Origin of the sequence: Mycobacterium colombiense, assembly GCF_001953985.1 — a bacterium.
In the GTDB taxonomy this organism is placed as follows: Bacteria; Actinomycetota; Actinomycetes; order Mycobacteriales; family Mycobacteriaceae; genus Mycobacterium; species Mycobacterium colombiense_B.
On the sequence record NZ_MBEI01000045.1, the window covers coordinates 1 to 14,258 of the forward strand.

Consider the following 14,258-nt stretch of genomic DNA (forward strand, 5'->3'; position numbering starts at 1 on the left):
ACCTGGTTGATCAACTGGTGCCTGGGAGCCTGGAGTTTGCGAGTTTCACATTCGAATATCTCCAACAGCGCCAGACGTTCCGGGTTGGTCAACTCCTCATACGAGTGCTCCTGGAAGAAAGACACCGCCGCGCGCAGCGACTCGACGGCCGCACCGATGTCCTCACGAGTACTCGAAAACATGTTCGAATAGTATGCCCCGCCACCGACAAAACCCGCCCCACTGAAACCACTGAAACAAAAGTGGCACAAGTGATTTGGCTACGCGACGGCCGCGGTCTCGGCCTCGGTCACCTCGGCCGCGGCGCGCTCGCCGGAGCGGATCGCTCCATCGATCCACCCGCACATGACGGCCGAGCTCTCGGTGCCGGCCCAATGGATCCGGCCGCAGGGCTCGCGCAAGGTATAGCCGAATTCGGTCAGCACGCCGGTGGGGGCGTGACCGATCATTCCGCCACCGGAATAGCGGTCCACCGTCCAGTTCTGCTCGTGGACCTCGAGCGGCGCATTTGCCTTGCTGCCGAACCGGTCGACGAGTTCGCCGATGACCAGCGCTTTGCGCTCGGCCGCGTCGAGGCTTGTCAGCCGGCGCGCCGCGGGCCCTTCGGTGATGACGCACATGATTCCCGGGTGCCCGGTGTCGGTGCAGGCGTCGATGGTCAGGGTGGCCGGGGACCCCGGCGCCGCGGACTGGCCGGAGAATCCGTCGGCGCGCCAGAACGGCTCGTCGTAAATGAGCGAGGTCTTGATGACCGCGCCGCTCGGCATGCGCTGGTGTAGAAGTGCCCGGTCCACCGGGAGCATCGGCTCGTACAGGATCGAGGTGGCGATCGCCAGCGGGATCGCGACAATGACGCGGCGCGCCCGCACCGTCAGGTCGGCCGCGGTGATCGTCACACCGTCACCATCCTGGCTGATCTGCCGGACCGGCTGCGAAAGGTGAAGCGCGTCGCCCAGTTCGGCCACCATCGGGCGGTGCAGCGCCCCCATCCCACCGACCGGGCGGGCATCTTGCGAGCCGCCCTTGCCCGATATCGCGAAGGTGAGTCCGCCCGCGGAGGCCGTCTGCAGCAGCCCCCACAGCAACGACGTCTCTGAGGCTGCCGAGGTGTAAAGGCCGGCGAAGGCCATGTCCAGCATCTCGGCGGCTTCCTTGGACATGGAATTCTTTTCGATCCACTGCCCGATGCTGATGCGGTCCCACTCTTGGGCCTTCTTCGCCTCCCATGGGGCCTCGCGGGGAATCGCTCTGCACATCTTCTCGATGGCGGCCAACCCAAGCCCGAGGTTGGCGACGGCCCACGGGCTCACGGTCCACGGGATGGTGCCGCCGTAGCGGTGTTTCTTGCCGCCGACGATCATCATGGCGTCGCCGTCGTTGTGCTGCTTGTACTCCGGCACGCCGAACTCGTTCATCAGCGCATAGATTCGGTCCTGGCCCGGACCGATCCACGCGCCGCCGCGGTCGATCCACGTACCGTCCGCTCGGGTTTCGGTGAAGGTGCGGCCACCGACCCGATCACGAGCCTCCAGCAAGGCCACCGAATGGCCCGCCTGTTTGAGCCGCAACGCGGCCGTCAAACCCGCGAATCCCGCTCCGACCACGCAATAATCGACCTCAGACACGGCTGGCTCCTCAACCTCGTCCACCCCAGCAGCAAACTACACCGGTCGAGTGCCCGCGGTGGCCGGTTAACACAGATTTCCGCGGGCGTTCGCACGCGGCTGTCCGCAGGTGTTCGAGCAGAGCGCCGCGGGTTGACTGAGATGAGTTGGCGCACAGGCCATTCGGTCGCCAACCGCTACGAAGGCCCGCCGTATTGCCACACCAGCGCATGGGGTCCGGTGCTCGTCGGGTTGCACCACATCGGTCTGTCGTTGACGTCCTGGGTGGTCGAATGCAACACCGTGCACTCGTCGCCGGGCATCGGCGGATCGGCACGGCCTTCGGCGGCCGACGTGATCGCGAAGACGGCGGTGACCGTTACCCATGCGAGGGACCAAGGCCTGCTCATGATGACAATCCCCCTAAGCCGCATGCCGACCCGCCTTCAACGGTATCGGCGTGAAAGGCGCAGGCAAAGGTTTCTTGCCCAAGGTTGCAGTACGCAGCCCTAGAACAGGTTCTAGTCTGTGAAACCATGGGATTTCTGAAGCCCGAGCTGCCGCAGCTCGACATGGCCGAATGGAACAAGGGCACCCGCAGCGAAAAGATCCGGCCGATGGCCAAGCACTGGGCCGAGGTGGGCTTCGGCACGCCGGTCGTGCTGCATCTGTTCTATGTCGTCAAAATCCTGCTCTACATCCTCGGCGCCTGGCTGTTCGCGTCGGCCACCAACGGCCTCGGCGGCTTCACGCGCGTCGCGTCGTGGTGGTCGGAGCCGATCGTGTTCGAGAAGGTCGTGCTCTACACGATGCTCTTCGAGGTGATCGGGCTCGGTTGCGGCTTTGGCCCTTTGAACAACCGCTTCTTCCCGCCGATGGGCTCGATTCTGTACTGGATGCGCTTCGGCACCATCCGGCTGCCACCGTGGCCGGATCGAGTCCCGCTCACCAAGGGCACCAAGCGCAAACCGGTCGACGTCGCGCTGTACGCGCTCTTCCTCCTGGTGACGCTGGCGGCGCTGTTCGCCGACGGCACCGGGCCGATACCCGAACTGGGCACCACGATCGGGCTGCTGCCCGCGTGGAAGATCGTGCTGATCCTGCTGCTGCTGGCGGTGGTCGGGCTGCGCGACAAGGTGATCTTCCTGGCCGCCCGCGGCGAGGTGTACGCGACGATGGCGGTGACGTTCTTGTTCGCGGCGCCCGACATGATCGTCGGGTCCAAGGTGGTGTTCCTGGTGATCTGGATGGGCGCCGCCACATCCAAGCTCAACAAACACTTTCCGTTCGTCATCTCCACGATGATGTCCAACAACCCGCTGGTGCGGCCCCGCTGGCTAAAACGTCGCTTCTTCGAAAGCTTCCCGGATGATCTGCGGCCGGGACGGCTGTCGCGGTGGATCGCGCATCTCAGCACCGCCATCGAGATGCTGGTGCCGCTGCCGCTGTTCTTCTGTCACGGCGGCTGGCCCGTCACGATCGCCGCCATCGCGATGGTCTGTTTCCACCTGGGGATCCTCGTCTCGATCCCGATGGGCGTGCCGCTGGAGTGGAACGTCTTCATGATCTTCGGGGTGTTGTCGTTGTTCGTCGCGCACACCCACATCGGGCTGCGCGAGCTGAGGCACCCGGTCGTGGTGGCGGTCCTGTTCGTCGTCATCGCGGGAATCGTCTTGTTGGGCAACATGTTTCCGCGCAAGATCTCGTTCCTGCCCGGGATGCGTTACTACGCGGGCAACTGGGACACCACGCTGTGGTGCATCAAGCCCTCGGCCAGCGACAAGATCGGCAGGGGCATCGTGGCGATCGCCAGCATGCCGCAGGCCCAGCTGGAGCGGTTCTACGGCAGTCCCGAGGCGGCGCAGATCCCGATCTACATGGGATATGCGTTCCGCGGCTTCAACACTCACGGCCGCGCGCTGTTCACGCTGGCACACCGCGCCATGGCGGGCCAGAACGAGGACGACTACGTCATCACCGACGGCGAGCGGATCTGCAGCACCGCCATCGGCTGGAACTTCGGCGACGGCCACATGCACAACGAGCAGCTGATCGCCGCCCTGCAGGAGCGCTGCCACTTCCAACCGGGCGAGGTCCGGGTGGTTCTGCTTGACGCGCAACCGATTCACAAGCAGACCCAGGAGTACCGGTTGGTCGACGCGGCGACGGGTGAATTCGAGCGCGGCATCGTCCGGGTCGCCGACATGGTCGTTCGCCAACCGTGGGCCGATGACGTTCCGGTGCAACTGCTCTCGGACGAGTCACCGTCGACCGCCACGCCAGAGTGACCGCGAAGGCCGACCGCCACGCCGGCGCGTGACGCTCGGCCTCCGCTGAAGGCTAGACGCCGGCCCGGACCTCCTGGGCGGCGGCAACCATGTTTTTCAGCGACGCGTTCACCTCGTCGGTGTTGCGGGTTTTCAGCCCGCAGTCGGGGTTGACCCACAGCCGCTCGGCCGGCACGGCCCGCAGCGCCGCGCGCAGCGACTCGGCCATCTCGTTGGTGCTCGGCACCCGCGGCGAGTGGATGTCGTAGACGCCCGGACCCACGCTGTTGGAGAAGCCGATCGAGTTCAGGTCGTCCAGCACCTCCATGTGTGAGCGTGCCGCCTCGATGGACGTCACGTCGGCGTCCAGGTCGGCGATGGCTCCGATCACATCGCCGAATTCCGAGTAGCACAGGTGAGTGTGGATCTGGGTGGAGTCCGCGACGCCGGACGTGGCCAAGCGGAAAGAGCCTACGGCCCAACGCAAGTAGTCCTCTTGGTCGGCGCGGCGAAGCGGCAGCAGCTCCCGCAGCGCGGGCTCGTCGACCTGGATCACCGCGATGCCCGCCGCCTGCAGATCCACGGTCTCGTCGCGGATGGCCAGCGCCACCTGATTGGCGGTGTCGGCCAGCGGCTGGTCGTCGCGGACGAACGACCACGCCAGGATCGTCACCGGGCCGGTCAGCATGCCCTTGACCGGCTTGTCGGTCAGCGACTGCGCATACTTGGCCCACTCCACCGTCATCGGGTGCTGGCGGATCACGTCGCCGAAGAGCACCGGCGGGCGCACGCAGCGGCTGCCGTAGGACTGCACCCAGCCGTTCTTGGTGGCGAAGAAGCCGTCCAGCTGCTCGGCGAAGTACTGCACCATGTCGTTGCGCTCCGGCTCGCCGTGCACCAGCACGTCGATTCCGAGGCTCTCCTGCAACTTGATGACGTCGGCGATCTCCTGCTTCATCCGCCTCTGGTACTCGGCCTCGTCGATCTCGCCGGAGACCAGCGCGGCGCGTGCCTTGCGGATCTCGACGGTCTGCGGGAACGACCCGATGGTGGTGGTCGGCAGCGGGGGCAGGTGCAGTCGCGCCTCCTGGCTGGTGCGGCGCTGGGCGGCGTCACCCCGGTGCGTACCCGACGCGACGATCTCGTCGATGCGGGCCCGGATGCGGTCGTTATGCAGGCGCGGGTCGCTCTTGCGGGACGCCACCGCGGCGTTGGACGCGGCGATCTCGTCGGCGACCGCGGCGCGGCCCTCGTTGAGTGCCCGGGCCAGCGTCACCACCTCGGCGACCTTCTCCTGCCCGAACGCCAGCCAGCTGCGCAGCGCGTCGTCGAGGCCGGTCTCGGGCTCCAGCGAGTACGGCACGTGCAGCGTCGAGCAGGATGTCGAGACCACCACGTGGGCCGCGGCGCCCCGCAGGGCGGCCAGCTTGCCCAGCGCAGACTCCAGGTCGGTGCGCCAGATGTTGCGCCCGTCCACCACACCGGCGACCAGGGTCTTGCCGGCCAGCTCGGGCACCGCCGCCACCGCCGTGTCGGCCCCGTAGACCAGGTCGACACCGATCGCCTCCACGGGCGTGCGGGCCAGCCCGGCCAGGGAGGCGCCGGGGTCACCGAAGTAGGTGGCGACGTAGATGGCCGGCCGGTTGCTCACCGACCCCAGCTTGTTGTAGATCGCCTCGGCCAAAGCGGGCGCGTCGGGGGAGATGTCGGTGACCAGCGCGGGCTCATCGAGCTGGACCCACTGCGCGCCGTTGTCGGCGAGCAGCGACAGCAGCTCCGAGTAGATCGGGATCAGCTCCTGCAGCCGCTCGATCGGCGGGCCACCACCGTCGACGCCTTTGCTCAGCAGCAGGAACGTGACTGGACCGATGACCACCGGGCGGGCCGGAATCCCAAGACCTCGGGCCTCTTTCAACTCCGAGAGCACCTTGTCCGGGTTCAGCGAAAACGTGGTCTCGGGTCCGATCTCGGGGACGATGTAGTGGTAGTTGGTGTCGAACCACTTGGTCATCTCCAGCGGCGCGACGTCCTTGTTGCCGCGTGCGGCGGCGAAGTAGCGGTCGAGGTCATCGGCGACCTGCGCGGCCCGGGCCGGTAGCGCGCCCAGCATGACCGCGGTGTCGAGCACCTGGTCGTAGTAGGAGAAGGTGTTCACCGGCACCGAGTCCAGGCCGGCGTCGACCAGGCCCTTCCACGTGTCGCGTCGCAGCGTGGCGGCGACCTTCTCCAGATCGGCTCGGCTGGTGCGTCCGGCCCAGTAGCCCTCGGTGGCGCGCTTCAGCTCGCGCTTGGGACCGATGCGTGGCGAGCCGACAACCGTTGCGGTGAATGCTTGAGGGGTCACGATATTCGTCCTTCAATCGGCGTGGTGGTCACCGCCGGCGGACGTGCAGCCGATCCGTTAGCGGTGCGTACCCAAGTACTAACCGCAACGACTGCTGCCTAACGCCCATTCCTCGAGGCGATGAGCCGCCGAACGCGGCGCGCCCGGCACGGCTGGCAGGTCTCCGGACTCGCAGGCGCGCACCGCGGGGTGCTCCTAGTGGCCGTCGCTTCCCAGTCGTAGTGACCAGTGCTTGCCAAAAACTCTGACGGCGGTCGTTCCTGCATACCGTTGCGGGACAGTCCCGGATTCTCACCGGGTTCCCTCTCACGAAGCGCTACTAACGTGCTCCGCTCGATGCCCGCGCCGCGGTTGCGGCGCAAGCAGACCAGCTGCGAGGAGCAGTTTAATCAGTTCGCCAACGCTTGAGCGATCGGGATGTCGCCGTTATTGAATTCGATGGTCCGCCGGATGGTCGAATCGTCGGCCAGCGCGGCCGCCGCGACGAGCGCGACGTCGGCGCGGGATACCTCTCCCTTACCCTTCGCAAGGACGATCTTGCCGGTCGCCGGTTCCAACGTGAGCCGGCCGGGACCCAGCACCGTCCAGTACAACTCGCTGTCCCGCAGATGGGCATCGGCGGCGGCCTTGGCCTCGGCATAGGCGAAGAACGGATCATCCTGCGGCACACCATGATCCGGACCGGCGCCGAAGTAGGACACCATCACGAACCGCTTGACGCCCGCCTGTGCGGCGGCGTCGATCACCCGGATCGCCGCGTCGCGGTCGACGGCATACGTCCGGTCCGGATTGCCACCGCCCGCCCCGGCCGAGAAGACGACCGCGTCGTGCCCGCTTACCAGGTCGGCCAGCGCGTCGGTGTCGAGCCGCTCGATATCGGCCACCACCGGCTCGGCGCCGGTGGCCGCGACATCGTCGGATTGGTCGGGATTGCGGAAGACCGAGCTCACCCGGTCGCCGCGTTCGGTCAGGATCCGGGCGAGCTGCAGCGCGACCTTGCCGTGTCCGCCGAAGACGATGACTCGTGCCATGCACCCGACGGTCGCGCGGCTGATCCTGGTGTTGGCGACCCGCTTCGCCCGGCTACGCCGCGCTCGCGATCGCCACTACACCGGATGGTGGCGACGCGCTTCGCCCGGCTATGCCGCGCTCGCGATCGCCATTAAAGCTTCACTTTGCCCATGATGATGTCGATGATCGGCTTGCCGGGGGCGTAGGCGCCGGTCATCGAGGCCATGGTGTGTCCGGAGTCCACCAGCAGCGTGATCCCGCTGATGCCGCAGGCCGCCTCGCTGTTGAGGAAGGTCATCACGTCGCCCATCTGCTCGGGGGTGTGCACCTTCGAGCCGGTCTCGTCGCGGTAGTCCTGGGCGAAGGACAGCCACAGGTCCGCGTTGGCCTGGGCCAGCGGGGTGTCGGTCGGCCCCGGGCAGATCGCGTTGATCCGAATGCCCTTCTTCGCCAGCGGATAGCCCTGGGTGGCCACGTAGGTGTTGATCACCTTCTTGCTGGTGCCGTAGTGGTTGATGCCTTCGGACTCGTGCGCCTGGCACCACGCCTCGGCCGCCGCGAAGTCCGGCGTCGCCAAAAATTCCAACATCAGGTCCAGGTCGTTCTCCCAGCCCATGCCGGCGACCGAGGAGATGAAGCAGATGGCCGAGCCGTTGGGGAGCTTGTTCTGTTCCAGCAGCCGGTCGATCAGGTGGCGATGGCCGATGAAGTTGATCTTCATCAGGTCGATCGTGCCGTCGGCGACGCCGGCGGCGGAGAACACCGCGTGGATGGGGCCATCGATCTGCTCGAGGGCGGAATCGATGGACGCGGGGTCGCGCAGGTCCACCTGGACGGACTGGGCGACCTTGTAGTCCACCGGCGCGTAGTCCATCACGATGACTTCGGCACCCAGCTCGGCCGCTGACTTGGCCGCCGCGGCGCCCATGCCAGTCGCGCCACCAACAACGAGAGCGCGCTTGCCGTCGTAGCGCAACCGATCGACAATGGTCATGGAAATCCCCTTCTCGGATAATGCCAACGCGGTTCTAACTGCTCAACTGTATGGGTAACAGTTATTTGGTTCAATACCGGGGCGGTTAATTGGGGTTTACTTGCCGCGGACGGCGACGCCGCGCAGGACGGTGTCGCGAACATGCAGCAAAGACGGGCGTTTGCCGATCTCGGCGAGGATGTTCTCCGGGATCCACTGCAGGCCGATGAGGCAGCGCGCCAGCATCGCGGTCGACGGGGCGTCCATCGCTATCTCGCCCGAGCGGATCCCTTCGGAGAGCAGCGATTTCATCTGCCGAAGCCGTGTGGTGTAGGACCATCCCGGATTCGCGGTCGGGGGTGACAGCCGCATCCAGGCCAGTTGAATCCTGAACTCGTCGGAGAACTGATCCAACGCATTGACGTTGACCCAGCTCAGCGCGTCCAGCTTCTCGGTGGGCGTGGCATCGGAACGCAGCACGCTGACCCAGCCGGCCTCCACCTTCTTGCCGAAGGAGCGCATGATCGAGTCCAGGAGTTCGTCCTTCGACCCGATCACCCGGTATACCGTGCCGGTGCCGAGACCCGCCGCCGACGCGATGTCCCTGATGGTGGTGACCTCGTACCCCCTGCGCCCGAATTCCGTTCGCGCCACCGCGCGCACCAGCGCCGCCTTGTCGCTCGGGTCCGCGTCGCTGTCGTCGGACCACGTGGCGATGACGTCCTGGGCGGCGGCGAAGGCATTGGACCGGTCCAGCACCGAGTCGGTGGGAGGGCGAGTTGCCAAGCCCTGCAGGATGATTCGGCACAACAGCTCGGCAACCTGGTCGGCCGATGAGCTGTGGCGCATGACGTCGAGCCCGACCTGCAGCATGGTTTGGCAGATGCGATCGGCCAACGTCGGCAGATCGATGTCGGGTTTGATGTAGCCGCTCCACCGGCCCGCCCGCAGCGTCTGCAGCATCGCCTCCTGGATAGCCACCGGCCGCTGCTGCGTCAGCTTGGTCAGCTCCGGGTCCGTACCCGGTCCCTCGTAGAACGACATCTGCAACGCCGCGCGGTGTTCGACGGCGCAGTTGGCGATCGCCGACCCGAGTTCGATGATCTGGTCGGCGACCGGACGAGCGTCGGGTCCGTCAAGCCTCTCCTGCGCGGACCGCCCGATGCGCTCCAGATCCTCCTGGTAGCGCAAGATCAGCTCGACCAGGATGGCTTCTTTGGACTCGAAATGGTGATACAGGCTGCCGGGAAGAATGCCTGCGGCATCGGCGATCTCCTGCAGCGACGTCCGCAGCCCCGAGGATGCGATCAATGACGCGGCGGTGGCCAGGATCTCGGCGCGGCGGGTCGGAGAATCAGCTGTGCCGCTGGCTCGCAGTGACTCGGCCTTCGCCATGGTTAGCGGTGTGCAAATCCGGACGATTGCGGGCTGGCGAACATTCGCATTCGTCCTCTCTTGCTGAACCAAATCTTTGTTAGAGGCTATCAGACTGTGCGCGCTGAATGCGCTGCACAAAGCGGTGAAAGTCCCATTCTAGAGCGGCGGACCGTCCCAGCGGTCGCGCGCAACCACCTCCTCGAGCGGTCGCCGCGGCGCCGGTGAGAACGTGCGGCCCGCCCGCAGCCGCCCGACCGGCAACAGACAACCCTGAACGTAGGTCGGCGGGATCCCGAGTAGGTTCCGGATTTCCTCTTCATGATGCAGATGCAGGGTGGTGATGCACGTCCCGTATCCCCGGGTGTGCAGCGCCAGCTGGAAATTCCACACCGGCGGGAAGATCGAGCCGTACAACGTGGCCAGGTGAAACGATTCGTCGCCCTCGATGCGAGGCAAATAGGGCTCATAGCAAGGGATTACCAGCAGTGGCACCCTCGCCATGTTCTCGACCAGCCACTCCGTCGACGACATGACCCGGCTCTCGGGAGTTCCCGCGGGCATCAGGTCAGCGATCAGCTGCCCACCGACGCGCAGCAGGTAGGCCTGGCGATACAGGTCGGCGATCTTGGTGCGCAGCGCCGGATCCGAGATCACCAGCCAGCGCCATGCCTGGGCATTCGACCCGTTCGCGGCCTGCAGGGCGATCCGCAGGCAGTCGCGGATGTCGTCGGGGTCCACCGGCGCGTCGAGGTCGAGCGATTTGCGGGCCGAAGGCGTCGCGGTGAGCAGGTACTCGATATCCATCACTGACGGCCTCTCTTGGCAAGGCGCGCACCGAGTTCGGTGAGGTATTCGTCGGGGCCGCCGCGCAGCGCGCTCCAGCTCAGCAGGCGCTTGAGGTAAAGGTGAGCATCGTGCTCCCAGGTGTAGCCGATCCCGCCGAACACCTGGATCGCGGTGTCGGCCACGGTGGCCAATCGCCCCGCGAACGCCTTCGCGCGCATCGCGGCAAGATGGCGCTCCTCGCCGGATGGGCCGTCGGCCCCCGGGAACGCGTCGCTGGCCCACAGCGCGTGGATGACACCGCTGCGGGCTAGCTCGACCGTCTCGAACATGTCCACACACAGGTGCTGGACGGCCTGGAAGGAGCCGATCGGCTGGCCGAATTGTGTTCTGCTTTTCGCGTATTCGACGGCGAGGCCCATGATGGCGCGCGCGGCGCCGAGCGCGTCGGCCGCGGTGGCGATCAGCACGTCGTCGATCACCGCCGCCAGGTCTTCGGCGGGCGCCGCTGCCAGTCGCTGCGCGGGCACGGCGTCGAACGTGACGCGGAACTGCTTGCGGGTCTGGTCGATGCCGTGCTCAGGCGCGACCGACAACCCGGACGAGCCGGCCCGCACCGCGAAAAGCGCGCTGCCGCGGTCGTCTTCGGCGATCACGAGCAGAACATCGGCGGCCGCGGCGTCGGGCACCGCGGCGATCTCGCCGCGCAGCACGATCGCGTCATCGCGCCGGCTTGCGGCGATCGAGGCGTTCGGCGAATCGGGGAAGCAGACGGTGGCCACCGTGGTGCCGTCGGCGATGCCGCGCAACAATTTCGGTGCGATGTCGTTGTCCCCGAGGCGGGTCAGCGCTCGCGCGGCGGCCACCGCGGTCGACAACCACGGCCCCGGATGCAGCGCGGCGCCCAGCTCTTCGGCGACGATGCCGGCCTCGACCATCGTCATGCCGGCGCCGCCGTACTCCTCCGGCACCAGCAGGCCGGTGGTTCCGAGATCGGCGAGGCCACGCCAGACCGCCTCGTCCGTACCGGCCGGATCGTCGAGCAGCGCACGCACATGCTGCGAAATCGGTGCTTTCTCGGTGAGGAAGCGCCGTGTGGTGTCGCGCAGCGCCACCTGTTCGTCGGTGAGTTCGAGGTTCATTTGCGCGGCAGCCCCAGCACTCGTTGCGCGGTGATGTTCTTGTTGATCTGCGTGGTACCGCCCGCGATGGTCAGCGACCGCGACGTCAGGCGGTAGTTGGCCCACGGCGCGCCGGCACCCCGGGTGCCGAGAGTGTCGAAGGCCAGCGCGGCCAGGTCCTGGCCGATCTCGCCCCACACGGTCTTGGCGAGGCTGGCCGAGCCCAACGCTGTTTTTTCCGAGCCGCCGTGCAGCGTCGCCGAGATCGACCGCTGACACAGTACCTCGAGATACTTGATGCGGACCGCGATTTCGCCGAGGCGCCGCAGCGTCACCGGATCGTCGAGCGCGCCGGTGCCGGCCGCGGCGAGATCGTTGACCAGCTCCTCGAGCCGCACCTGCATCTCCGCGTACAGCCTGGCGGCCCCGGCGCGCTCGTGGCTGAGCGTGGTGGTGGCCACCTGCCAGCCCGCGTTGAGCGGACCGAGCAACGCGTCCGCGGGCACCCGCACGTCGTGGAAGAAGACCTCGGCGAAGTCGGCGTCACCGTTGAGCGTGACCAGCGGACGGACCTCGATGCCCGGCAGCGTCATGTCGACGATCAGGCAGGAGATCCCATTGTGCTTGGGCGCCTCGGGATCGGTGCGCACGTAGAGCTGACACCAGTCGGCCCGATGCCCCAGCGAGGTCCAGATCTTCTGGCCGTTGACGACGAAGTCGTCGCCGTCTCGCACGGCGCGGGTGCGCAGCGCCGCGAGATCGGACCCCGCCTCGGGCTCCGACATGCCCTGGCACCAGATGTCGTCGGCGCGCATCATGCGGGGGAGCAGCGTGATCTTCTGCGACTCGGTGCCGTACTGCATGATGGCCGGGGCGATGTTGTTGAGCCCAATCACGTTGAGTGGCATCGGAGCTCGAGCGCGCGTGGTCTCTTCGGTGTAGACCAGCTGCTCAAGCACCGTTGCGCCGCGCCCACCGTATTCGGGCGGCCAGGACACCGCGGCCCATCCCGCGTCGGCCATCGTCGCGTTCCACGCGCGCAACATCTCGAACGCGGCGTCGTCGCGGCCGGTGGGCCGGCGCGCCGCCACCAGCTCGTCGGTCAGGTTCCGCGAGAGCCAGTCACGCAGCTCGCTGCGGAACTGTTCCACTTCCGCCGGGTATGAAAAGTCCACGTTCCTCTGTCTTCAGCGTCGTAAAACCCTGACCAAGCCGGACTCTACGGTTGGGCGGATATCTGGTCAACGATGTTGGCGGGCACGCGCGACGCCGTGAGCGATCGATCGTATGAGGCGTCCGTCCTGTCGTGGCGGGGGGTGCGGGTTCCGGGCACCATGGCGATGGCTTCGTCGGTCAGCAGCGATTGCGATTCGTTGATGAACTCCACCAGGCAGACGCGATCGACGATGGCCCAACGCCCGTCGCGCCGCTCCAGCCGATCCACGTAACGACCGCCGGAGACCGTCATGTGGTTCGCCGGTTCACGGTCGGTCCCGACGAACAGGTAGTAGGTCTCAGCGTGGGCCTCGTCGCCGTCGATGTCGGCGGTGTGGTTCAGCAGGTGGTGCTGGTATCGCGTCTGGCTGCCGTGATACGCCAGCGCCCAGTCGATGAAATCGTCTACCTCGCCGACGAATCCGACGTGGTCGTCGACGGCACCGTCGTGGTAGGCGGGCCGCAGCAACGCCCGATCCTGCCGGTCGATTCCGCGCGCGTAGCGCTGCATGCAGTCGTAGATCTCCGCGCGGTCGGTGAGATGCCTGATCTGGTCGCGCAATTCGCCGTCCACGTTCAGCTCCCTCGGGGTTCGGGGAATGAGACCTCGGCGTTGCCCGGCATCGGGCTGACGCCGCGCCGCTCACACACTTCCAGCACCTCATCGACGATCGACGCCGGCACGATGAACTTCTCCGTCGAGGACATCTGCTCGAGATGCGCCTCGATGTCCTCGGCCGTGGGCCGGCCCTCGGCGTCGGCGAGCCAGCCTTCGGTGAGGCCGACAAACACCCGCGCGTAGCGGCCGGCGGCCGCGGAATAGTTGCGGTGGGTGAACGTGCAGGCGGTGCTGGCCAGAAACGTCACCAGCGGCACGACGAGCTCGGGCCGGATGGCTTGCATGAAGCCGGATTCGGCGAGGAACTTCTCGTCGCCGACGGTCTCGGTGACCATCCGCGAGAACCCGGTGGGCATAACGGAATTGGCCAATATTCCGTGCGCTTCGCCTTCGATGGCGATGACGTTCGTCAACCCGACCAATCCGGCCTTGGCCGCCGCATAGTGGGCCTCCATCGGCTGGCCGAAGATCCCGGCGGAGGACGAGATGAACACGAATCGCCCGCCGCCGTTGTTCTTCATCACCCGATACGCGGGCTGGGACAGGTGAAATCCGCCGTCGAGATGCACGCGCAGCATCCGCGTCCAGTCGTCGTGCGAGAGGTCCTCGAAGGGCACGCTGCCGAAGATGCCGGCGTTGCTGACGACCGCGTCGAGGCGCCCGAAGGCGTCCACGGCCGCATCGATGATCGCCTGGCCGCCGGCCGGGCTGTCCACGGAGTCGTACGAGGCGATCGCGGTCCCACCGGCCTGCTTGATCGTGTCGACCACCTCGTCGGCGATGCCCCTGTCGGAACCCTCCCCGCGCATAGAGCCGCCGAGGTCGTTGACCACCACGGCGGCGCCGCGGCGGGCCAGGTCCAGCGCGTACAGCCGACCGAGTCCCCGACCGGCTCCGGTCACCACCGCCACCTGGCCGGTGAAGTCAATCATCGTGTGCTCCTG

The 14,258-nt window shown here is 66.8% G+C and carries 12 protein-coding genes, 1 pseudogene and 1 riboswitch; of the genes and pseudogenes, 1 reads left to right on the forward strand and 12 read right to left on the reverse strand.

Features of this window, described 5'->3' with window-relative positions; all coding sequences use genetic code 11:
• The 3 genes and pseudogenes from A5732_RS09870 to A5732_RS09880 form a co-directional block, all read right to left on the reverse strand.
• A pseudogene (locus A5732_RS09870) lies at nucleotides 1-182 on the reverse strand (HNH endonuclease signature motif containing protein); the annotation flags it as partial.
• A gap of 78 nt (nucleotides 183-260) precedes the next feature.
• Nucleotides 261-1,625, reverse strand: coding sequence for a flavin monoamine oxidase family protein (locus tag A5732_RS09875; protein ID WP_076102109.1), 1,365 nt, complete (start codon nucleotides 1,623-1,625; stop codon nucleotides 261-263).
• Nucleotides 1,626-1,801: 176 nt separating this feature from the next.
• Entirely contained in the window at nucleotides 1,802-2,014 is a 213-nt protein-coding gene (locus A5732_RS09880; RefSeq protein WP_076102091.1) for a hypothetical protein, read from the reverse strand.
• Nucleotides 2,015-2,140: 126 nt separating this feature from the next.
• Between A5732_RS09880 and A5732_RS09885 the strand changes: the two genes are divergently transcribed.
• A complete protein-coding gene (locus tag A5732_RS09885) occupies nucleotides 2,141-3,892 on the forward strand; it encodes a DUF3556 domain-containing protein (protein ID WP_075237782.1) in 1,752 nt (583 codons plus the stop codon).
• Between the two features lie 52 nt (nucleotides 3,893-3,944).
• Here the strand turns inward: A5732_RS09885 and metE are convergent, their stop codons facing one another.
• The 9 genes from metE to A5732_RS09930 all read right to left on the reverse strand — a co-directional run bounded on the left by metE (nucleotide 3,945) and on the right by A5732_RS09930 (nucleotide 14,246).
• The gene (metE, locus tag A5732_RS09890; protein ID WP_076102092.1) at nucleotides 3,945-6,215 is read right to left on the reverse strand and encodes a 5-methyltetrahydropteroyltriglutamate--homocysteine S-methyltransferase; all 2,271 of its coding nucleotides are present in this window, start codon (nucleotides 6,213-6,215) and stop codon (nucleotides 3,945-3,947) included.
• A gap of 147 nt (nucleotides 6,216-6,362) precedes the next feature.
• Nucleotides 6,363-6,591, reverse strand: a riboswitch (cobalamin riboswitch).
• Nucleotides 6,592-6,604: 13 nt separating this feature from the next.
• Entirely contained in the window at nucleotides 6,605-7,246 is a 642-nt protein-coding gene (locus A5732_RS09895; RefSeq protein WP_065056460.1) for an SDR family oxidoreductase, read from the reverse strand.
• Between the two features lie 131 nt (nucleotides 7,247-7,377).
• Nucleotides 7,378-8,220 (reverse strand): SDR family oxidoreductase, encoded by an 843-nt coding sequence (locus A5732_RS09900; RefSeq protein WP_076053489.1) that lies wholly within the window; start codon nucleotides 8,218-8,220, stop codon nucleotides 7,378-7,380.
• A 96-nt stretch (nucleotides 8,221-8,316) separates the two neighbouring features.
• Entirely contained in the window at nucleotides 8,317-9,594 is a 1,278-nt protein-coding gene (locus A5732_RS09905; RefSeq protein WP_076102093.1) for a TetR/AcrR family transcriptional regulator, read from the reverse strand.
• A 138-nt stretch (nucleotides 9,595-9,732) separates the two neighbouring features.
• Complete coding sequence (locus A5732_RS09910) at nucleotides 9,733-10,380, reverse strand: nitroreductase family protein (RefSeq protein WP_076053508.1); 648 nt, start codon at nucleotides 10,378-10,380, stop codon at nucleotides 9,733-9,735.
• Nucleotides 10,380-11,501: an acyl-CoA dehydrogenase family protein gene (locus A5732_RS09915; protein ID WP_076102094.1), complete on the reverse strand. Its 1,122-nt coding sequence runs from the start codon at nucleotides 11,499-11,501 to the stop codon at nucleotides 10,380-10,382. Before A5732_RS09915 ends, A5732_RS09910 begins: the two co-directional genes overlap by 1 nt.
• The gene (locus tag A5732_RS09920; RefSeq protein ID WP_076053484.1) at nucleotides 11,498-12,655 is read right to left on the reverse strand and encodes an acyl-CoA dehydrogenase family protein; all 1,158 of its coding nucleotides are present in this window, start codon (nucleotides 12,653-12,655) and stop codon (nucleotides 11,498-11,500) included. Before A5732_RS09920 ends, A5732_RS09915 begins: the two co-directional genes overlap by 4 nt.
• A gap of 44 nt (nucleotides 12,656-12,699) precedes the next feature.
• Nucleotides 12,700-13,269, reverse strand: a complete 570-nt coding sequence (locus A5732_RS09925; protein WP_076102095.1) for a nuclear transport factor 2 family protein — start codon at nucleotides 13,267-13,269, stop codon at nucleotides 12,700-12,702.
• Between the two features lie 2 nt (nucleotides 13,270-13,271).
• Nucleotides 13,272-14,246 (reverse strand): SDR family NAD(P)-dependent oxidoreductase, encoded by a 975-nt coding sequence (locus A5732_RS09930; protein ID WP_076102110.1) that lies wholly within the window; start codon nucleotides 14,244-14,246, stop codon nucleotides 13,272-13,274.
• Nucleotides 14,247-14,258: the final 12 nt, after the last annotated feature.